We start from the raw sequence: 18,445 nt of genomic DNA, 5'->3' as shown, positions 1-18,445 counted from the left end.
GGCCCGGCAAGGGGAACATCGACTGGGCCAACACCATGCGCCTGCTGCACTCCGCGCCCCAGTCGCCGGCGCTGCTGCTGGAAATCGACGGCGAGGGCCAGGACATCGTCGCCGGCATGGCCGAGACCTATGCGCGGCTCGAGCTGGCCGTCTCCGCCGCCGCGAATCGCTAGAGTCCCGCTTTAGCCACGGATTGCCACGGATGAACACGGATTTCTTTTCTTTCGTTGTCTAGCACGATTCGCCTGACTTGTGCTTTCGGCCCAAAGTTCAGCAGCAGTCCTACCTCGATCTTGGTGCCGCGTAAGTAGTTGATCACCTGCGCTTCATGCGCCTTATCAAGGACGGAACAAGCTTTCAACTCGACCAGGACGAGCCCCTCAACAACGAAGTCGGCTTTGAAGTCCCCTACACGCTTGCCGTGAAAGAACACCGGCACTGGGAACTGCCGGTGGTACCGGATCCCCGCTTCGACGAAGGCAATGGCCAGCGATTCCTCGTAGACCGACTCCAGGAACCCGTTGCCGAGCTCGTTATACACGGCATAGAAAGCACCGATGATCTTCTCCGTAAGCTCTTCGTGTTTCATGGTGACCGGAGGTTAGGCCGCTCCCGCCCGTCAAGACAAGACCCAAGACAAAATCCGTGAGAGCCGTGGAATCCGTGGCTTAAGGCTTTTTTTGCCCTCCTGCTAGAATCATGGGTTCTCCTATGGACGCACCTGTCACCAGCATCACGCAGATCGGCCGCCACGACGGCGAAGTCGTCACCCTGCGCGGATGGCTCTACAACCTGCGCGAGAGCGGCAAGCTGCTGTTCCCCATCTTTCGCGACGGGAGCGGCGTCATCCAGGGCATCGTGCCGAAGAACGCCGCGCCCGAGGCGTTCGAGACGGTGAAGAACCTCACGCTGGAGTCGAGCGTGATCGTGACCGGCAAGGTGCGCGCCGACAAGCGCGCGCCCGGCGGCTACGAGCTCGACGTGCAGGACGTGAAGGTCGTCCAGAAAGTGCCGGAGAGCGACCCGTTCCCGATCTCGCTCAAGGAGCACGGCGTCGACTTCCTGATGGAGCACCGCCACCTCTGGGTGCGGACGCCGCGCCAGGCCGCCATCCTGCGCATCCGCGCCGAGATCGAGAACGCCGCGCGCGAGTTTTTCAACGAGCGCGACTTCGTGCTCACCGACCCGCCCATCCTCACGCCCGCGGCGTGCGAGGGCACCAGCACGCTCTTCGAGGTGCCGTACTTCAACGACATGGCCTACCTCACGCAGAGCGGCCAGCTCTACATCGAGGCCACGGCGATGGCGCTGGGCAAGGTGTACTCGTTCGGCCCGACGTTCCGCGCGGAGAAGTCGAAGACGCGCCGTCACCTCACCGAGTTCTGGATGGTGGAGCCCGAGGTCGCCTACCTCGAGCTCGACGGCCTGATGGAGCTGGCCGAGCAGTTCATCAGCTACATCGTGCAGCGCGTGGTCGAGCGCCGGCACCCGGACCTCGACACCATCGGCCGCGACATCGCGAAGCTCGAGAAGATCACGCCGCCGTTCCCCCGCATCTCGTACGACCAGGCGGTCGCCGCGCTGCAGGAGGGCCACTCCAAGGGCGAGCTGGAGCACAAGTTCGAGTGGGGCGGCGACCTCGGCTCGCCCGACGAGACTTACTTGTCGAGCAAGTACGACAAGCCGGTCATGGTGCACCGCTATCCCGCGCAAGTGAAGGCGTTCTACATGGAGCCCGACCCGGCCGATCCGAGCAAGGCGCTCTGCGTCGACGTGCTCGCGCCGGAAGGCTATGGCGAGATCATCGGCGGCTCGCAGCGCATCGGCTCCTACGAGAAGCTGCAGCAGCGCATCCGCGAGCACAACCTGCCGGAAGAGGCCTTCAAGTGGTACCTCGACCTGCGCAAGTACGGCGGGGTGCCGCACGCCGGCTTCGGCATGGGCATCGAGCGCGCGGTCGCCTGGATCTGCGGCCTCGAGCACGTGCGGGAGACCATCCCGTTCGCGCGCACGCTGACGCGGATCTACCCGTAAAGTCTTCGGTCTTCGGCCCTCGGTCGTCGGCCGACCCGACTGGTCGCGGCCGACGGCCGACGACCAACAGCCCGACAACAAACCTCACGAAATCAATAGCTTAGCCAAAAGAGGCTGACTCCCCTGATTCCCATCCCCGGCAGCTTTTCTGCTCCCCATTTAGAATAGAGGTTTCGGCGAAGCTCCTGCCGAGCCCCCGGTCATGGCTGCCAATCCCACTCCGCCGCCCCAGCCCGTCAGTGGTCCGAGCATCGCGCCCAAGAAGATCCGGGTCATCGGCGTGCCGCTCGACCTGGGGGCCTCGCGCCGCGGGGTCGACATGGGCCCGTCGGCGGTGCGCGTCGCCGGGCTCGAGGCGCGCCTGGAAGCCGAAGGCCACGTGGTCGAGGACGCCGGCAACGTCGCCGTCGCCATCGCCGAGCAGAAGAAGGAAGGCTCGCCGCACGCCAAGTACCTGAAGGAGATCACCGCCACCTGCACCAAGCACGCCGAGCTGGTGCTGAAGACGCTCGAAGCCGGCAAGACGCCGCTGGTGCTGGGCGGCGACCACTCGGTCGCGGCGGGCACGGTCGCCGGCGTCGCCGAGTTCTACCGCAAGCAGAACCAGAAGATCGGGCTCATCTGGATCGACGCGCACACCGACATCAATACGCCCGACACCTCGCCCTCCGGCAACGTCCACGGCATGCCGCTCGGCGCCATCATGGGGCTCGGGCCCGCCGAGCTCGGCAACATCTTCGGCTTCTCGCCCAAGGTGCAGCCCGAGAACTGCGTGCTGGTCGGCATCCGCGACATCGACGCGGTCGAGAAAGAGAACGTGCGCAAGGCCGGCGTCGAGGTCTTCACCATGCGCGACATCGACGAGCGCGGCATGCGCACGGTCATCGAGGAAGCCCTGCGCATGGCGGGCCGCGGCACCGCCGGCTACCACGTCTCGCTCGACATGGACTGGATCGATCCCGAGGACGCGCCCGGCGTGGGCACGCCGGTGCGAGGCGGCGCGACGTATCGCGAAGCCCACCTCGCCATGGAGATCATCGCCGACCACGGGCGCATGACGAGCTTCGAGATCGTCGAGGTCAACCCGGTCATCGACGAGCACAACCGGACGGCAGACCTGGCGGTCGAGCTGGCGCTGAGCGCCTTCGGAAAGAAGATCCTCTAGCGGAGCGCCGGCGTCTCGCCGGCCGCGCGGCATCCTGCCCGCGCTTACTTTTCATCCCGGCAAGCGTCCTACTCCCATGCCGACCATCGATCGTCGTGTGTTCTGCACCGCCGCCGCGGCACTGCCCGCGGCCGCCTTCCTGCCTTCGTTCTCCAAGCCGTTTCGGCAGCCGCAGCTCGACGAAGCTGCGCTCCAGGTGCTGGCGCGGACGCCCGGCTTCGCCATGGTGGGCTCCATCGGCGGCAAGAAGGCGCATGAGCTCCGCGGGCTGCGCGAGGCAGGGAAGCCGCAGGCCTTCGACGAGCAGACGCTGTTCCCGGTCGCTTCGCTCACCAAGTCGGTGTTCTCCTACGCCGTGCGGAAACTCGTCCGCGCGGGTCGCTTCGACCTGACGCGCCCGCTCAGCGCTTACATGGATCTCGGGCTCCCGGGCGAACAGGCGAAAACGATCACTGGGCGTCACGCGCTCACGCACTCCACCGGCCTGCCGAACTGGATCTTCGACCCGAAGCAGGAGCTCGCGCAGGCTTTCGCGCCCGGGACTGACTGGAGCTACTCCGGCGAAGGCTACTTCCTGCTGCAGCGCGTGCTCGAGACCGCCGTGCTCAAGCAGCCCATCCGCAAGTTCTTGGGCGAGACCTTCCAGGAGCTGGGCATGACGGACAGCCGGCTCGCGCTGCGCAAGGAAGACGAATCGCGCTGCGCGCGCGGGCACGGCCGCCGCGGCCGCCCGGACGACGAAGACGCGTTTTACTGGGACCGTCGCAGCTACACCGGCATCGCGGCGCTCGGGCTCGATCCGGAGAGCACGACCGCGGACGAAAAGATCGCCGCGCTGAAGAAAGCCGGCAAGCCGGCGCTCCACGTCGCCATCACGCCCAACGTCGCGGGCTCGATGTGGACCACGGCGGCGGACTTCGAGCGCTTCCTCTCCGCGCTCGCCGCTGACATCCAGGCGCGCGCCGATGACTACGTCCCGCGCGTCGAGGTCAACAGGATGATCCACTGGGCCGATGGCATCGGCGTCGACGTGACCGGCGGGCCGGCGTGGTTCCAATGGGGCGATAGCCCGGGCTACAAGAACCTGCTCTGGGTCGAGCAGGGCGGCAAGACGCACCTCGCCATCTTCACCAACGGCGAGCGCGGCGCTTCGCTCTACAGTTGGCTGCTGCGCCACGCGCTCGACGCCGACCGCGCCGCTCTCTACTGGATCTGAGCGTGCGGGTCCTAGCGGGTGCCGTCCCTGGGACTCTCACGTGGTCTTGTTCTGTTCCCGCTTTCCCGATACGGACGTGCCGGGCCACGTAAGGAAGTGCATCCGCCGGTTAGTTCCTGTACCCTCTCGCGCATGATCTGCCCGACCTGCGCGCAACCCGTCCAGGGCTCCGAACGCTTCTGCAACTACTGCGGCGGAGCGCTGGCCGGCACGGCCGCAGCGGCCGCCACGCCCGGCGCCACTGCCGCGGCGCCCGCCGCCGGCGAGACGCGCGGCGTCGGCGGATGGCTGCTGCTGTTCTGCATCTGGGTGACGATCTTCAGCCCGCTGATGGAGCTGCGCGTCCTTCCTTACCTGCGTTACCTGGGCGAGAACTGGATGCTGCTGGTGTCGCTTGGCGTGGCCGTGTTGGGCATCGTCACCGGCGTCCAGTTGTGGCGCGCGAAGCCCCAGGCGCTGGTGATGCTGCGCCTCTACTTCGGAGTGGTGCTCACGATGGCGGTGCTGAGCATCTTCCTCTTCTTCCGCGCGACCCACGGCGAGATGCTGGGCGGGATATGGGTGTTCGGCGGGTGGCTGCGGACCTTCCTGTTCCTCGGCATCTGGATCGCTTACTTCCGCGTGTCGAAGCGCGTCCGCAATACGTACGGCGCGAACCTCTAACCGGGAAGGGGGGCGCGGCTAGCGCGAAGTTCGCTGTCGTGCTTCCGCCTCGGCGAGCCAGCCGCGGCGCAGCTTCTCGGGCGGGACGTTCGAGAGATACGGCTTGAGGTCGAGGATGGGCGTGCCGTCGAGCATGTCGAGGCCGCGGACGTGCAGGCGCGCGTCTTCGCGGCGCAGCAGCTCGACCACGGTCAGCCCGATGGGATTGGGCCGCTGCGGCGAGCGGGTCGCGAACACGCCGTGCGGCCGGTCGTCGCTCGGCGGGTGCGCGATGAGCTCGTAGCCTTCCGCGCGGTCGAACTCCCACAGCACGTAAAGGTGCGAGAAGCCCTCGATGTCGGCGAGGCCGGCGGCGAACTCGGGCAGCAGTTCGAGCACGCCCTCGGCTTCATGCTTCGCGCCCAGGCCTTTCGGGACCTGCTCGGTGTTCTGGTGCGGGCTGCGGACGTATCCGATGGGTCGCGGCGTGAACATGCTGCGAGGGTCTCACCGCGGCGGCCGGCACGCAAGCGCCAGATGGTGAAACTTCGCGGCCCGCGCCGCCGTATCCTGTTGCAGGACCAGTGCGTCCCAGGAGGTCTGAGAGATGTTCTGCAATGCGTGCGGCAAGCCCATCCCGGCGACCGCGGCGACCTGCCCGGAATGCGGGCATGCGCAGCCCCTGACGGTCATCGCGGCGCCGCAGGGCAGCCGCGTGGCGCGGAACGCCAAGCTGCTCGGCATCCTGTGGATCGCGTATTCGGTGCTCCACGTGCTCGCGGGACTGGCCGCGTTCATCGTGGGCAACACGGTGATCGCGGCGGTCGCGGCGCGCGAGCCGCGCATGTACTTCCTGCCGCCGCTGGTCACCGCGATCGGCATCGCCATCCTGGCGAAGGGCGCGATCGGCGCCGCGGCCGGCTTCGGCATCCTCCAGCGCGCGCATTGGGCGCGCACCGCGGCGCTGGTGGTCGCCTTCCTCTCGCTGTTCAACGTGCCGTTCGGGCTGGCGCTGGGGATCTACACGCTCTGGGCTCTGCTCGCGGGCGACGGAGAGCGCGAGTGGGAAGCCTACGTCGCCGGCCAGCCCGCGGCGTGACGGATGCGGTTGTGGCGCGTCCAACCGGAGGAGTAGCATTTCCGGGTTGAAGATGTGCCACGAGGTGCCGCATGCCGAAGAAGATCGCTGACCTCTCGCTCGACCGCCGTGACTTCCTGAAGATCGGCGGCTCGGCCGCCGTGGGCTACGCGGCGCACAGCCTGCTGACGCAGCCGACAGCGCACGCCATGCCGCCGCTGCCCGAGAACAAGGCGACGCCCAAAGCGATGCCGACGCGGAACCTCGGCAAGACGGGATATCGCACCGCGCTGTTCTCGCTCGGCGGGCAGGCGACGCTCGAGCAGGAGGGCAAGGAGAAGGACGCCGTCGAGATCATCCACCGCGCCATCGACCTGGGCGTGAACTACATCGACACCGCCGCGTTCTACGGCGGCGGGCTGAGCCAGACCTACATCGGGCAGGTGATGAAGACGCGCCGCAAGGAAGTGTTCCTGGCGACGAAAAGCCACGACCGCACGCGCGACGGCTCGCTCAAGCTGCTCGAGCAATCGCTCAAGCTGCTGCAGACCGACCATCTCGACCTGTGGCAGGTGCACAACCTCTCGCGCATGGAGCAGGTGGAGCAGATCTTCGCGAAAGGCGGCGCGCTGGAAGCTTTCCAGCAGGCGCGCGAGCAGAAGATCGTGCGCCACATCGGATGCACCGGCCATGCCGATCCCGACGTGCTGATCGCGGCCATCGAGCGCTTCCCGTTCGACACCATCCTGATGGCGCTGAACGCGGCCGACAAGCACCACTTGAGCTTCATCCAGAAGCTGCTGCCCCTGGCGGTGGAGAAGCAGATGGGCATCATCGGGATGAAGATCCCGGCGCGCGGGCGCATCCTTTCGAGCTGGAAGCCGGGCATGCCGCCGGAAGACCGCTTCGTGGGCGACGCGAAGCTGCCTGGCGCCATCAGCATGCAGGACGCGATGTACTACACGCTCTCGTTGCCGGTGAGCACGGTGATCATCGGCGTCGACGACGTGAAGCAGCTGGAAGAGAACGTACAGTTCGCCAAGGACTTCACGCCGCTCACCGACGGGCAGATGCTGGCGCTGCAGAAGAAGACCGAGCCGATCGCGCGGCAGGCGCTGTTCTTTCGGAGATGGAGCTGAGCGGAGCGGTCAGTCGAGGAAGCGGGTGCCGAAGGCGTCCTGGTTCTCGACGCGGGAGCGGTCCTTGCGGACGATGATGGCAGTGCAGGGGCGGCTGTTGCAGTCGGGGACGCTGGGGCCGCGCAGCGTGAAGTTGATCTCGATGACTTCCTCTTCGGTGAGGCCGCGGTCGCCGCGGAAGAAGATGCCGGTCTGGCTGATGTTCTCGGCCATCCCGTCGTGCCAGTCCGTCTCGCCGACACGGCGATACTTCAGCGGCATCGCCACGGTGTAGCGCGTGGCGCGCACTGGTGCGTACGACTGCGGCGCAGAGTACTGCGAGCCTTCCATACGCCTCCAAGGGGGGCCAGGGCGTGCGGGGGGCCGGTCGGTCTAAAATCGCCCGAAAGCATAATCCTGAGACTCTGGTTTGGCAAGGCACGGAAGGGCGTTGAGGCGGGGGCCGATGGGCCCCGGCGGCAAGGACAATGGCCGCGCGAACAGCGGCCTAGCGGCGCGCGGAGAGCAGGGTGAGGATCTCTTTCAGGCCGGAGCGGACCTGGCGGAGCTCGCTGCGCGGCACGCCGACGGAGTGGCCGAAGAGCGGGGGCTGCTTGCCGTCGCCGCGCGCCTCGGTGCGCAGCTGCTGGCGCGCGCCCGCGATGGTGAAGCCCTCGTCGTAGAGTAGCGTCTTGATGCGCACGACCGCTTCCACGTCCTTCTTGCGGTACATGCGCTGGCCGGTGGAGCTCTTCACCGGCTTGAGCTGGGGGAACTCGGTCTCCCAGAAGCGGAGCACGTAGGCCGGCAGGCGACAGAGCTTGGAGACCTCGCCGATGCGGAAGTAGAGCTTGTCGGGAATATGGATGTCGGCGAGCTTCTTGGTTCCGGCGGCGCTCTTCTTACGGCTCATGCGCGTCACACACTGGGAGATTTGGACGAGGCGGCTGCCGGATAGTACGGCGGTTCAAGGAAAACTTCAACTTTTCGACGGAGAAAAGCCTTCGGCGGAAGAGCGGCCCTTCAGGGCCGCGTCCGCGGACGAAACCGAGTTTGGCTTTAGCCCCGGGGCTGAAGCCCTACCTTTCTTGGAACTATGACGCGGCGCTAAAGCGTCGCTCTTCCACCTTAGTGCCGGAAGTGGCGCACGCCGGTGAAGACCATGGCGAGGCCGAGGCGGTCGGCGGTGGCGATGACTTCCTGGTCGCGGACCGAGCCGCCGGGCTGGATGATGGCGGTGGCGCCGGCCTGCGCGATGACTTCGACGCCGTCGGGGAAGGGGAAGAAGGCGTCGGAGGCCGCGACCGTTCCCTTGATCGGGAGATTGGCCTTCATGGCGCCGATCTTCGCGGAGTCGACGCGCGACATCTGGCCGGCGCCGACGCCGACGGACTGGCCGTCGCGCGCGTACACGATGGCGTTCGACTTCACGTGCTTGCAGACTTTCCAGGCGAAGAGGAGCGCGCGCATCTCTTCTTTTGTCGGCGGACGCTGGGAGACGACTTTGAGGTCGGCGTCGGTGAGGGGGCGGTGGTCTTCGTCCTGCAGCAGGAGGCCGCCGGAGACGTTTTTCAGCGTCCACTTCGGCTCGGCCTTGGCGATCTCCATCAGGCGGAGGTTCTTCTTGGCGGCGAACTTCTCGCGCGCGCCGGCGTCGAACTGGGGCGCGGCGATGGCTTCGACGAAGAGCTTGGCCATCTCCTCGGCGCAAGCCGCGCCAATCGGGCGGTTCACGCCGATGACCCCGCCGAAGGCGGAGACGGGGTCGGCTTCGAGCGCTTTCTTGTACGCCGCGAGCAGGTCCGCGCCGGTCGCGGTGCCGCAGGGGTTGGTGTGCTTGATGATGACGCACACCGGCTCGGTGAATTCCTGCGCGAGGTCCCAAGCCGCTTGCAGGTCGACGATGTTGTTGTAGGAAAGCTCCTTGCCCTGGAGTTGCTTGCCGTTGGCGACACCGAAGCCGGAGCCGTCGGAGTACATGGCGGCCTTCTGGTGCGGGTTCTCGCCGTAGCGCAGGTCCATCGCCTTGCGGAAGTTGAGGCGAAGCGCGGCGGGGAAGCCTGAGTCCCCGCTCTTTTCGAACTTCTCTCCTTCGACGGCGATCGTAGCGAGCGTGGAAGCGATGGCGGAGTCGTAGGCGGAAGTGAGCGCGAAAGCCTGCTGGGCGAGGCGCCACTTGGTAGCGAGGGAGAGCGCGCCGCCGGAGGCCTTCATCTCGCCGGCGATGGCCTGATAATCGGCGGGCGAAGTGACGATGGCGACGTCGCGGAAGTTCTTGGCGGCGGAGCGGACCATGCTGGGGCCGCCGATATCGATGTTCTCGATGATCTCGTCGAACTCGACGGCGGGCCTTTGCGCGGTCTTTTCGAAGGCGTAGAGGTTGACGACGACCATGTCGACGGGCTGGATGCCGTGCTGCTTCACGGCGGCGACGTGCTCGGCTTTCGAGCGCATGTGCAGGATGCCGCCGTGGACTTTGGGGTGCAGCGTCTTGACGCGGCCGTCGAGCATCTCGGGGAAGCCGGTGAGGTCGGAGATGTCGCGGACGGTGAGGCCGGCGTCGCGCAGCGCCTTGGCGGTGCCGCCGGTGGAGACCAGTTCGACACCGAGCGCGCTCAGTTGCTTGGCGAACTCGACCAGCCCGGACTTATCGGTGACGCTCAGGATGGCGCGCTCGATCTTGGCCACGTGGTCCCTCGTGAAGAAGTTGGGCGGAGCGGGGAATTATAGAGGAAGTTGCATGGACGGCGGACCGTCACGCGACGCGCGCTTAACCAGAGAAAGTCAAAGGCCGCGGCCGAGGGCGGCCGCGCCACCCAGCGCTAGACCTTGGCCTTGGCCTTGAGCTTGACCTGGCCGTTCTCCATCTCGACGGAGTACTCGACGGCGTGGCAGCCGTAGTCTTTGCGGAGCTGCTCGGTCTTCTTCTTGACGAACTGCTTGAAGGAGTTGATGTCGCCGGCGGGCGGGGCTTCGCCGACCTTCTGCTTGGCGGCGATCATGGCTTCGTAGAGCTGCTGGACGCGGTCGTGCTCGGCGTCCGGGTCGGAGAAGTGAGCGATGAAAGGGCGCTCGACGCCGTCGGCCTCGCCCTTGAGCGCAGCCTCGGCCTGGTGGGCTTCCTCCTGGCGCATGCCGCTGATGCCGAGAGCGGCATCCTGCGGGCGGCGGTAGCCCTCTTCCTTGATCTTGAGCTTCTGGCGCCAGAGGTCGCTGAACAGGGCGTAGCGCTGCACGATGGAGTTGTAGCGGAAGCGCTGCGCGAAGCTCATCTTGGAGCCGTCGGAGTACTTCTTGATGAGGGTCTTGACGCGCCAGTCGGTGTCGTCGGGCGGCTTCTTGGAGCCGCCGCCGAAGTAGACGTCGTACTCGATCTTCAGACGGCGGACGGATTCGTCGAGAAGACTCAGTTCCTCGTCGACGGTCACGCGGCACCTCGGGCGGGGGTTCGGGAGAGGGAATATAGCACGAAGCCCGGGGTTTTTCCGTCTCCGTCGAGAGGGGCGGGAAGGGCGCTACCCGGTTGCGGGCTGGCGTCACTACACTGGCATGGTGGACCCACTGCTGGCGCTGACCGACCACCGCCCCTTCCCGCTCCCTGACGGCCCGTGGGTGATGGAGCAGAAGTGGCATGACCTGCTGTTCGCGCACTGGGCGGTCGAGCCGGCGCACATCCGCCCGCTCGTTCCGCCACAACTAGAGCTCGAGCTGCGCGACGGTCAAGCCTGGCTCGCGGTCACGCCGTTCTGGATGTCGGGCGTGAAACTGCGCGGCGTGCCGTCGCTGCCCTGGCTCTCGCGCTTCCCGGAGCTCAACGTGCGGACCTACGTGCGCTACGGCGACAAGCCCGGCGTGTTCTTCTTCTCCCTGGATTGCGCGCGGCTGGCGGCGGTCTGGGGCGCACGCCTCGGCTACGGCCTGCCCTACTTCCATGCGTCGATGCGGGTGAAGGGAACGAATCCCATCCAGTACCGCTCGCGCCGCGGAGGCGCCGTGTTCGAAGGCGTCTACCGGCCGGTCAGTCCCGCCGCGCCCGCGCTGCCGGGTTCGCTCGAGCACTTCCTCACCGAGCGCTACTGCCTGTACACGGTGAAGGCAGGCAAGGTCTACCGCGGGCACATCCATCACGCGCCCTGGCCACTGCAGCGCGCCCAGGCCGACATCGCCGGAAACACGATGGCGGCGGCCGCCGGCATCACGCTGCCAAGCGAGCCGCCCCACTTACTCTTCGCGCGCGAGATTCGTGTCCTGGTGTGGCTACCAGAGAAAGCCTAACCACGAAGGGACACAAAGGGACCACAAAGGTCCTGCCAGAGGTCCTTGGTGGTCTGCTCTTACGCCGTCTTCGCCGGCTTGGCCGTGCCCATCAGGATCTGGAAGAGCTGCAGATAGCGCTTGGCGTTGGTGGTCATGAGGAAGTTCTCGCGCACGTGCTCGCGCCCGTTCTCGCCCAGCTGCTTGGCGAACTCGGGATGGGTGAGCAGGTAGCGGATCTGGTAGGCGCAGCCCTCGACCGAGTGCACCAGCACGCCCGTCATCTTATGGATGACCTGCGTCGGAATGCCGCCGACCGCGCCCGCGATCACGGGCTTGTTCTTCCAGAGCGCCTCGGCGACGGTGAGGCCGAAGCCTTCCTTCAACGACTTCTGGATCACGATGGTGGAAGCGCGCTGGAGGGCGTTGATCTCGTACGCCGACCACGGCGGCAGGTTGAGGATGATGACGTCGGGGTCGTCGCCGGCGGCTTCCATCACCTCGGCCAGCACCACCGCGCCCTCGGGGTCGTCGCTGGCGCCGCCGCCGGCGAGCACGAGCTGGCAATCGACGTAACGCTTGGCGAGCTTGTAGGCCTCGATGACGCCGACCGGGTCCTTGAGGCGGTCGAAGCGCGAGATCTGCGTGAGGATAGGGCGCGAGCGGTCGATGCCGAAGTCGTCGCACACTTTCTGGACACCGGCTTCGTCGACTTCCTTGTTCTTCTCCGAGAGCGGATCGATGCAGGGGAAGAAGAGGTACTGGGGCACGCTGAGCTGGCGGGTGAACGCGGGCGACGACCAGATGGTGGCATCGTACTGCTCGATCATGGGACGCAGGAAGCCCCAGACGTCAGGATGGGGCGAGCTGAGGTCGATGTGGCAGCGCCACATCCACTTGCCGCGGTCGCCCTTGGAGCGGATGAGCGCGGCGGGCTGGGGGTCGTGGATGACGAACAAGTCCTCCACGAACTCCATGCGCTGGCGGTTCTGCTCGTTGTACATCATGAAGATGTCGAGGATCTCCTTGGTGACGGCGTACTCGCCGCCGTGCAGCGCGTTGTGGAATCCCTTGGTGACCTCGAAGAAGTCGTTGCCGCCGGTGATGACCTCCCACCTGGTGTGGACCTCGAGCTCATTGAGCATGGGGACGAGGCGGTTCAGGATCTCGGCCACGCCGCCGCCGACGGCGGTGGAGTTCACCATCTTCACGGTCTTGCCGCGGAGGGCGCGCGCCAGGTACCACAGCTCGTCGAGCTCGGGCTTGCCGATGATGGCCTCATAGTCCGCCAGCTTCGGGGGCGGAGGGGGCACGCGCTGCGGGGTGAGGAAGTTCGGGTCGCGGCGGTTCTGCCGGCGCTCGATGGGCGGCGCCTGCGTGGTCGACTGCTCGGGCTGGCCGGTGCCGTTGCCGTTGCCGCTCTGCACTGCGACGTTCTTCTGCTCGCTCTTCTTCTCTGCCATGTTGCTCTTCCTTGGAAACTTTTCGGGATCAGGCGCCACGCTCGACCACCCGGAGGATGGCCTGGCGCACGTCCTCCAGCGTCGAGGTATAGATATCGATACGGTTCAGCCGGTCGGCCATCTTGCCGAGGTCGAGCTCGTTCTCGAGCCAGACCGAAAAGTCATTGGAGTTGAGCTTGAGCCGGATGCGTGCCGCGATGAAGTGGTGATGGATGGTGTGCAAGCTCACCTTGCGCATCGCGTCGGCGAACTCCTGGAGGTTGCGCGCGACGTAGGGAGTGGGGATCATCACCGCCTCCGACGCGCAGAAATAGAACGGCTCGAAGGCCGGGCGCTCTCCCGAGCGCGGATTCTTCTTCAGGTACTTGTCCACCACGGTGACGAGCTTCTCGCGCAGGTCCTGCACGCTGGTGAACTCGCGGATGTCGATGGACGAGAGCTGCTCCGCCAGCGCTACTTCATTGCAGGCGGCGAACGCCCAATGGCCGAAGTCGTTGGAGAAGCCTTCGCGGATGAAGTGATGCTCGCGCAGCGTCTGGAAGGTGTGCTGGAAGATGCTGGCGTCGGCGCAGTTGCGCAGGCCTTCCAGCAACTCGTTGAGGTTGGTGGCCTTCTCGCGCCCGATCTTGATCAGCGTGGCGGCGGAATAGAAGTAGAACGGCGAGCGCGCCCAACGCAGAGTCGGAGTGGGGAGTTGCGCGGTTGCCATGCAGGGACCTCCGGCGGCGGAAGTGAACCGATTCAGGCTTGGATGCCGCGTCGTTTCGAGCCGTTGTCGGCTTATCCATTATCAGGGAGCAGCTCCCGATTTTGCTTTATGAAATCCGCCTGCCGGTGAATCATAGTGCGCGGGCGCCCCGGGCGCCCGCATGATGCCTGAGCATCCCGACATCCTGCTGCTCCAGCTCTTCTTCATCTTCGTCTGGGCGAAGATCTTCGGCGAGGTGTTCGAGCGGCTCGCCCTGCCCGCGGTCGTGGGCGAGATCCTGGCGGGCGTGGTGCTCGGCCCATACGCGACTTCCTTCGTCGTTCCCAGCGAGACGGTCTACTCCATCGCCGAGATCGGCGCGATCTTCCTGCTGTTCAGCGTCGGATTGGAGACCCGTCCGCAGGACCTGCTGAAGGTCGGGCGGGTGTCGCTGCGCGTCGCGCTGGCCGGCGTCGCCGTGCCGTTCGCGCTCGGCTTCGGGTACATGGCGATCCGGCACCACCCGACGCACGAATCCGTCTTCGTCGCCGCCGCGATGGTGGCGACTTCCGTCGGCGTGACGGCCCGGGTCCTCGCCGACCTTGACGTGCTGAAAACGCGCGCCGCCCGCATCATCCTGGGCGCCGCGGTGTTCGACGACATCCTCGGGATGCTCGTGCTCGCGCTCGTCACCGGGCTGGCTTCGGTCGGCGGCGTGAAGGTGTGGGCACTCGCCGTCCTGTTCATCGAGGCCGCCGCGTTCGCCGTCTTCATGATGTTCCTGGCGCCGAAGATCATCGGGCGCATTCGGCCCGCCATCCACCGCGTCTCCACGCGCAACGCGCCGCTCATCTTTTCGCTGGCGATCTGCCTCGGCCTCTCGGTCGCGGCCGAGAAGATCGGCATGGCCGCCATCATCGGCGCGTTCTTCGCGGGCCTGGCGTTCGCCGAGTACTCGCCGGAATGGGACCTGCATCCGCGCGTCAACGCGATCACCGAGTTCCTGGCGCCGTATTTCTTCTTCACCATGGGCGCGCGGCTCAACCTCAAGGTGTTCACGGGCGACATCCTGTTCGCGGCCACGATGGTCACCTTCCTCGCCATCATCTCCAAGGTCATCGGCTGCGGCCTGCCGGTGTGGAAGGAAGGCCGCATGATCGCGCTGCGGGTCGGCGTGGGCATGACCCCGCGCGGCGAGGTCGGGCTGATCGTCGCGCTCGTCGGCCTCTCCATGGGCACCATCTCCGACGCCACCTACGCCATCGTCGTCTTCATGACCGGCGTCACAACGATCCTGGCGCCGCCCGCGCTCCGCTTCCTGTACCGCGACGAGCGCAAGGCAGTGGCTGCCGATTAGCGGCCTGCGGTCGGTATAATCCCGCTTCGTAAGGAGAGCCCATGGCTGGTGTCGAAGGACGGCTCGCGCTCGTGACCGGAGCGTCGCAGGGGATCGGCCGCGCCTGCGCGCTGCTGCTCGCTTCGTGCGGGGCACACGTCGCGCTGGCAGCCCGCAACGAGGAGAAGCTCGCCGAGACCAAGGCGCAGATCACGGCTGCCGGCGGAAAAGCCGAGACCTTCAAGCTCGACGTCGCCAATGAGGACGAGGTCAAGGCCGTCTTCAAGGACGTGGTCGCCCGGCTCGGCCGGCTCGAGATCCTGGTGAACAACGCCGGCATCACCCGCGACCAGCTCATCCTGCGCATGAAGCGGGCCGACTGGGACGCCGTCCTCGCGACCAACCTGACCGGCGCTTACCTGTGCACCCAGGCCGCCATCTCGCCCATGCTCAAGCAGCGCTACGGCCGCATCATCAACATCACGTCGATCTTCGGGCAGATCGGGCAGACCGGCCAGGCCAACTACTCGGCGTCGAAAGCGGGGCTGATCGGGTTGACCATGTCGGTGGCGCGCGAGGTCGGCTCGCGCAACATCACCTGCAACGCGGTCGCGCCCGGCTGGATCGAGACCGACATGACCAAGGACCTGCCGCAGGAGATGAAGGAGCAGGTGCTGAAGATGATCCCGCTCGGCCGCACCGGCACCGACACCGACATCGCGCATGCCGTGCGCTTCCTGGCGAGCGAGGAGGCCGGCTACATCACCGGCCACGTGCTGAGCGTGAACGGCGGGATGCACATGGGGTGATGCGATTGCCGATCTTCGATCGCCGATCGCCGATTTGCGGTGAGTGCCGGTGACGCGGCGGCTTCCGGCAGCCCTCGCCATCATTTTCCTGCTGGCCCTCGCCTGGTCGGCGGTTCGCCCGTGGCGCTACGACATCTGGGCGCTGGAAGTCTTCCCGGCGGTCCTCGCCTTCTTCCTGCTGGTGGCGACGTGGCGCCGGTTCCCGCTCACCGACCTGCTCTACACGCTCATCTTCCTGCACGCGCTCATCCTCATCGTCGGAGGGCATTACTCCTACGCGCGCGTGCCGCTCGGCGACTGGCTGCGCGAAGCGTTCCATCTCGCGCGCAATCATTTCGACCGCCTTGGACACTTCGCGCAGGGATTCGTTCCCGCCATGGTCGCGCGCGAGATCCTGCTGCGGCGTCGCGTGGTGCGCGGACGCGGCTGGCTTTTCTTCCTGGTCGTTTGCATCGCGCTCGCGATCAGCGCATCGTATGAGCTGCTGGAGTGGGCCGTCGCGGTGCTGTCATCGGAGAAGGCCGAAGATTTCCTCGCCATGCAGGGCGACCCGTGGGATACGCAGAAAGACATGGCGCTGGCCGGCATCGGCGCCGTGGCCGCACAACTGCTGCTCGCACGCTGGCATGATCGCCAGCTCCAGGAATATGTCGAAGCAGACTGAATCCGCTGCCGTAATCACCATCCGCGAGGCCGGACGGGCGGACATCGAAGCCGTGCGCGCGCTGTTCCTTGAGTACGGGCAGTCGCTCGGTTTCAGCCTTTGTTTTCAATCATTTGACAAGGAGCTGGCAGGGCTTCCCGGCGACTACGCGCCGCCCTTCGGCCGGCTGCTGCTGGCCGAAGTCGATGGCCGGCCCGCCGGGTGCGCCGCGCTCCACGCGCTCGCTGGCGAAGGCTTGTGCGAGATGAAGCGGTTGTATGTCCGTCCGGAGTTTCGTGGACACGCACTCGGACGCCGCTTGGTGAACGAACTTGTCACGGCGGCGCGGGCGATCGGCTACAAGAAGATGCGGCTCGACACGGTCGAGCCCGTGATGCGGCACGCGGTCGCACTGTATCGCGAACTCGGTTTTCGCGAGATCGCTCCCTATCGCGAAAACCCGATGCCGGGCACGCTTTACATGGAACTGGAGCTGTAGGCCGGGTTCAGACACCTCGCCCGCGCTTCCCGCAGATCCCTCGCTGCGCTCGGAATTTCGCCGGCGGCTCCCGGTTACGCTCGCGCCCGCAAGACGGCTCAAGATTGTTCTTGCCATAGGGTTCTACTCTGGTTACTATTCCCGCACCCCAGAGACGCCCAAGCAGCAAAAAGTTCAAAACCATGAACATCGGCGAGACGATCCGCAACTTCCGCCTGCAAAAAGGCATGTCGCAAGGTGACATCGAGAAGCGTACCGGTCTTCTCCGCTGCTATCTTTCCCGCGTCGAGAACGGCCACACCATCCCCTCGCTCGATACCCTGGCGAAGATCGCCGGCGCGATGGAATTGCCCCTTGCCCAGTTCTTCGCCGACCACGCCGGGGAGAATGGCGGCGCCAAGTCCGCCCCGCAGCTCTCCGAGGACGAAGTCCGCTTCCTCACCCAGATCCGCCGCTACTCCTCGTCGCTGAACGACAGCGACCGCAAGCTCGTGCTGGCCATGGTCAAGAAGATGGCCGCCTCCGCCGGCAAGTAGGTCTTCAAACTTCAGCCGTCAGACTTCAGGTAACTCATTTCATTTCAATGGCTTGGTGTCTGCGGAGAGGGGAGAGAGCCGCCCCGCTTCTTCGCAGGTGGGAACCGGTTGTGGGAGGTCCCTGAAGCCTGGCGTCTGAAGACTTCCGCTACGCCGCTTTGATCTCGGACAGCGCCATGACCGCCAGCTCGAGGCGGTCGCGCGCGCCGGTCTTGGAGAAGATGCTCTGCAGGTGGCGCTTCACGGTGTTCTCGCTGATGCCGAGCTCGGCGCCGATGTCCTTGTTCTTCATGCCGCGGGCGACCAGGAAGGCGATCTGGCGCTCGCGGTCACTGAGGCGGGTGATCGAGGTGTTCTGGCCGCGCGAGTCGTCGACCATCGTCGAGAGCACCTGCTGCGCCATCTCGTCGGAGAAGGCGAGCTCGCCGTTCGCCACCGTGCGGATAGCCGTGAAGAGCTTGGCCGGGTCGTCGCCCTTCAGCACGAGGCCGCGCGCGCCGAAGCGCACCGCCTGCGCGTAGTCAAGCTGGCTCTCGGAGCCGGTGAGCACGACGGAATGGACGAGGGTTCCCGAGCGGTCGAGCGTGCGCAGGACTTCGAATCCGTCGGAGCCCGGCATGAAGAGGTCGAGCACGAGGATATCGGGCTTCTTTTCGCGCAGCAGTTCGAGCGCCTCGGCGCCGTTGGCCGCCTTGCCGATGACCTGGAAGTCGGGCTGGCTTTCGAGCAGCGCGGCGAGCGACTCACGCAGCACGGTGTGGTCGTCCGCGATCACGATCCGGATCTTGGGGGGCTTGGCGGCGACCATGACCTGTAAGTAGATGCAGTTACCGCGTCCAGAGGCAGCCCTTTGCCTGAGTTTCCGGTGGGGGAGGCGGGTGCCGGGCGCGCAGCCCGTCGCGGGGGCATTGAGGGCGGGGGAATCCGATTGCCATTCCACAAGCGGGCTGAGTAACATCGACCT

The 18,445-nt window shown here is 66.2% G+C and carries 21 protein-coding genes; 12 read left to right on the top strand and 9 right to left on the bottom strand.

Annotated features, from left to right (window positions below):
- Positions 1-169 precede the first annotated feature (169 nt).
- Positions 170-589: a GxxExxY protein gene (locus VLA96_01780; GenBank protein HSE47916.1), complete on the bottom strand. Its 420-nt coding sequence runs from the start codon at positions 587-589 to the stop codon at positions 170-172.
- A gap of 122 nt (positions 590-711) precedes the next feature.
- Between VLA96_01780 and asnS the strand changes: the two genes are divergently transcribed.
- The 4 genes from asnS (at position 712) to VLA96_01760 (ending at position 5,078) form a co-directional block, all read left to right on the top strand.
- Complete coding sequence (gene asnS / locus VLA96_01775) at positions 712-2,034, top strand: asparagine--tRNA ligase (protein HSE47915.1); 1,323 nt, start codon at positions 712-714, stop codon at positions 2,032-2,034.
- A gap of 202 nt (positions 2,035-2,236) precedes the next feature.
- Entirely contained in the window at positions 2,237-3,199 is a 963-nt protein-coding gene (gene rocF / locus VLA96_01770; protein HSE47914.1) for an arginase, read from the top strand.
- A gap of 76 nt (positions 3,200-3,275) precedes the next feature.
- Complete coding sequence (locus tag VLA96_01765) at positions 3,276-4,415, top strand: serine hydrolase domain-containing protein (protein HSE47913.1); 1,140 nt, start codon at positions 3,276-3,278, stop codon at positions 4,413-4,415.
- A gap of 132 nt (positions 4,416-4,547) precedes the next feature.
- On the top strand, positions 4,548-5,078 hold the full coding sequence (locus VLA96_01760) for a hypothetical protein (GenBank protein HSE47912.1): 531 nt from the start codon (positions 4,548-4,550) through the stop codon (positions 5,076-5,078).
- Positions 5,079-5,096: 18 nt separating this feature from the next.
- On the opposite strand, the gene tsaA is transcribed toward VLA96_01760, so the two are convergent.
- Positions 5,097-5,552 carry a tRNA (N6-threonylcarbamoyladenosine(37)-N6)-methyltransferase TrmO gene (gene tsaA / locus VLA96_01755; GenBank protein ID HSE47911.1) on the bottom strand — a complete coding sequence of 152 codons (456 nt, stop codon included), beginning with the start codon at positions 5,550-5,552 and terminating at the stop codon, positions 5,097-5,099.
- A 112-nt stretch (positions 5,553-5,664) separates the two neighbouring features.
- Here tsaA and VLA96_01750 point away from each other — a divergent pair, with 112 nt between their 5' ends.
- Together VLA96_01750 and VLA96_01745 are read left to right on the top strand one after the other, a co-directional pair.
- Entirely contained in the window at positions 5,665-6,156 is a 492-nt protein-coding gene (locus VLA96_01750; GenBank protein ID HSE47910.1) for a zinc ribbon domain-containing protein, read from the top strand.
- 71 nt (positions 6,157-6,227) lie between these two features.
- Positions 6,228-7,274 carry an aldo/keto reductase gene (locus VLA96_01745; GenBank protein HSE47909.1) on the top strand — a complete coding sequence of 349 codons (1,047 nt, stop codon included), beginning with the start codon at positions 6,228-6,230 and terminating at the stop codon, positions 7,272-7,274.
- 9 nt (positions 7,275-7,283) lie between these two features.
- Here the strand turns inward: VLA96_01745 and VLA96_01740 are convergent, their stop codons facing one another.
- The 4 genes from VLA96_01740 to VLA96_01725 all read right to left on the bottom strand — a co-directional run bounded on the left by VLA96_01740 (position 7,284) and on the right by VLA96_01725 (position 10,681).
- Positions 7,284-7,604 carry a PilZ domain-containing protein gene (locus VLA96_01740; GenBank protein HSE47908.1) on the bottom strand — a complete coding sequence of 107 codons (321 nt, stop codon included), beginning with the start codon at positions 7,602-7,604 and terminating at the stop codon, positions 7,284-7,286.
- 157 nt (positions 7,605-7,761) lie between these two features.
- Positions 7,762-8,166, bottom strand: coding sequence for a MerR family transcriptional regulator (locus tag VLA96_01735; protein HSE47907.1), 405 nt, complete (start codon positions 8,164-8,166; stop codon positions 7,762-7,764).
- A gap of 215 nt (positions 8,167-8,381) precedes the next feature.
- Positions 8,382-9,941 (bottom strand): bifunctional phosphoribosylaminoimidazolecarboxamide formyltransferase/IMP cyclohydrolase, encoded by a 1,560-nt coding sequence (gene purH / locus VLA96_01730; GenBank protein HSE47906.1) that lies wholly within the window; start codon positions 9,939-9,941, stop codon positions 8,382-8,384.
- A 134-nt stretch (positions 9,942-10,075) separates the two neighbouring features.
- The gene (locus VLA96_01725; GenBank protein ID HSE47905.1) at positions 10,076-10,681 is read right to left on the bottom strand and encodes an MXAN_5187 C-terminal domain-containing protein; all 606 of its coding nucleotides are present in this window, start codon (positions 10,679-10,681) and stop codon (positions 10,076-10,078) included.
- Between the two features lie 124 nt (positions 10,682-10,805).
- On the opposite strand from VLA96_01725, the gene VLA96_01720 reads away from it, so the two are divergent.
- Positions 10,806-11,528, top strand: coding sequence for a DUF2071 domain-containing protein (locus tag VLA96_01720; GenBank protein ID HSE47904.1), 723 nt, complete (start codon positions 10,806-10,808; stop codon positions 11,526-11,528).
- Between the two features lie 59 nt (positions 11,529-11,587).
- Here VLA96_01720 and VLA96_01715 read toward each other — a convergent pair whose 3' ends face one another.
- On the bottom strand, positions 11,588-12,970 hold the full coding sequence (locus VLA96_01715) for a glycosyltransferase (protein HSE47903.1): 1,383 nt from the start codon (positions 12,968-12,970) through the stop codon (positions 11,588-11,590).
- Between the two features lie 28 nt (positions 12,971-12,998).
- Positions 12,999-13,679 (bottom strand): DUF5752 family protein, encoded by a 681-nt coding sequence (locus VLA96_01710; GenBank protein HSE47902.1) that lies wholly within the window; start codon positions 13,677-13,679, stop codon positions 12,999-13,001.
- A 163-nt stretch (positions 13,680-13,842) separates the two neighbouring features.
- On the opposite strand from VLA96_01710, the gene VLA96_01705 reads away from it, so the two are divergent.
- From VLA96_01705 to VLA96_01685, 5 genes are all read left to right on the top strand, one after another.
- A complete protein-coding gene (locus VLA96_01705; GenBank protein HSE47901.1) occupies positions 13,843-15,015 on the top strand; it encodes a cation:proton antiporter in 1,173 nt (390 codons plus the stop codon).
- A 41-nt stretch (positions 15,016-15,056) separates the two neighbouring features.
- The gene (fabG, locus tag VLA96_01700; GenBank protein ID HSE47900.1) at positions 15,057-15,803 is read left to right on the top strand and encodes a 3-oxoacyl-[acyl-carrier-protein] reductase; all 747 of its coding nucleotides are present in this window, start codon (positions 15,057-15,059) and stop codon (positions 15,801-15,803) included.
- A 49-nt stretch (positions 15,804-15,852) separates the two neighbouring features.
- Positions 15,853-16,467, top strand: coding sequence for a DUF2238 domain-containing protein (locus VLA96_01695; protein ID HSE47899.1), 615 nt, complete (start codon positions 15,853-15,855; stop codon positions 16,465-16,467).
- Positions 16,451-16,945, top strand: a complete 495-nt coding sequence (locus tag VLA96_01690) for a GNAT family N-acetyltransferase (GenBank protein ID HSE47898.1) — start codon at positions 16,451-16,453, stop codon at positions 16,943-16,945. The genes VLA96_01695 and VLA96_01690 overlap by 17 nt, the downstream gene beginning before the upstream one ends.
- 182 nt (positions 16,946-17,127) lie before the next feature.
- Positions 17,128-17,481 (top strand): helix-turn-helix transcriptional regulator, encoded by a 354-nt coding sequence (locus tag VLA96_01685; protein ID HSE47897.1) that lies wholly within the window; start codon positions 17,128-17,130, stop codon positions 17,479-17,481.
- Positions 17,482-17,629: 148 nt separating this feature from the next.
- Here VLA96_01685 and VLA96_01680 read toward each other — a convergent pair whose 3' ends face one another.
- The gene (locus VLA96_01680; protein ID HSE47896.1) at positions 17,630-18,289 is read right to left on the bottom strand and encodes a response regulator transcription factor; all 660 of its coding nucleotides are present in this window, start codon (positions 18,287-18,289) and stop codon (positions 17,630-17,632) included.
- Positions 18,290-18,445: the final 156 nt, after the last annotated feature.

It is taken from the genome of Terriglobales bacterium (assembly GCA_035457425.1).
Lineage (GTDB): Bacteria > Acidobacteriota > Terriglobia > Terriglobales > Acidobacteriaceae > JACPNR01.
This window is presented reverse-complemented; position numbering and strand designations above follow the sequence as displayed.

What these genes read in the sequence shown, in the direction of transcription:
- VLA96_01780 (HSE47916.1), bottom strand. Translation starts at nt 589, where the DNA reads ATGAAACACGAAGAGCTTACGGAGAAGATCATCGGTGCTTTCTATGCC.
- asnS (HSE47915.1), top strand. Translation starts at nt 712, where the DNA reads ATGGACGCACCTGTCACCAGCATCACGCAGATCGGCCGCCACGACGGC.
- rocF (HSE47914.1), top strand. Translation starts at nt 2,237, where the DNA reads ATGGCTGCCAATCCCACTCCGCCGCCCCAGCCCGTCAGTGGTCCGAGC.
- VLA96_01765 (HSE47913.1), top strand. Translation starts at nt 3,276, where the DNA reads ATGCCGACCATCGATCGTCGTGTGTTCTGCACCGCCGCCGCGGCACTG.
- VLA96_01760 (HSE47912.1), top strand. Translation starts at nt 4,548, where the DNA reads ATGATCTGCCCGACCTGCGCGCAACCCGTCCAGGGCTCCGAACGCTTC.
- tsaA (HSE47911.1), bottom strand. Translation starts at nt 5,552, where the DNA reads ATGTTCACGCCGCGACCCATCGGATACGTCCGCAGCCCGCACCAGAAC.
- VLA96_01750 (HSE47910.1), top strand. Translation starts at nt 5,665, where the DNA reads ATGTTCTGCAATGCGTGCGGCAAGCCCATCCCGGCGACCGCGGCGACC.
- VLA96_01745 (HSE47909.1), top strand. Translation starts at nt 6,228, where the DNA reads ATGCCGAAGAAGATCGCTGACCTCTCGCTCGACCGCCGTGACTTCCTG.
- VLA96_01740 (HSE47908.1), bottom strand. Translation starts at nt 7,604, where the DNA reads ATGGAAGGCTCGCAGTACTCTGCGCCGCAGTCGTACGCACCAGTGCGC.
- VLA96_01735 (HSE47907.1), bottom strand. Translation starts at nt 8,166, where the DNA reads ATGAGCCGTAAGAAGAGCGCCGCCGGAACCAAGAAGCTCGCCGACATC.
- VLA96_01715 (HSE47903.1), bottom strand. Translation starts at nt 12,970, where the DNA reads ATGGCAGAGAAGAAGAGCGAGCAGAAGAACGTCGCAGTGCAGAGCGGC.
- VLA96_01710 (HSE47902.1), bottom strand. Translation starts at nt 13,679, where the DNA reads ATGGCAACCGCGCAACTCCCCACTCCGACTCTGCGTTGGGCGCGCTCG.
- VLA96_01705 (HSE47901.1), top strand. Translation starts at nt 13,843, where the DNA reads ATGCCTGAGCATCCCGACATCCTGCTGCTCCAGCTCTTCTTCATCTTC.
- fabG (HSE47900.1), top strand. Translation starts at nt 15,057, where the DNA reads ATGGCTGGTGTCGAAGGACGGCTCGCGCTCGTGACCGGAGCGTCGCAG.
- VLA96_01690 (HSE47898.1), top strand. Translation starts at nt 16,451, where the DNA reads ATGTCGAAGCAGACTGAATCCGCTGCCGTAATCACCATCCGCGAGGCC.
- VLA96_01685 (HSE47897.1), top strand. Translation starts at nt 17,128, where the DNA reads ATGAACATCGGCGAGACGATCCGCAACTTCCGCCTGCAAAAAGGCATG.
- VLA96_01680 (HSE47896.1), bottom strand. Translation starts at nt 18,289, where the DNA reads ATGGTCGCCGCCAAGCCCCCCAAGATCCGGATCGTGATCGCGGACGAC.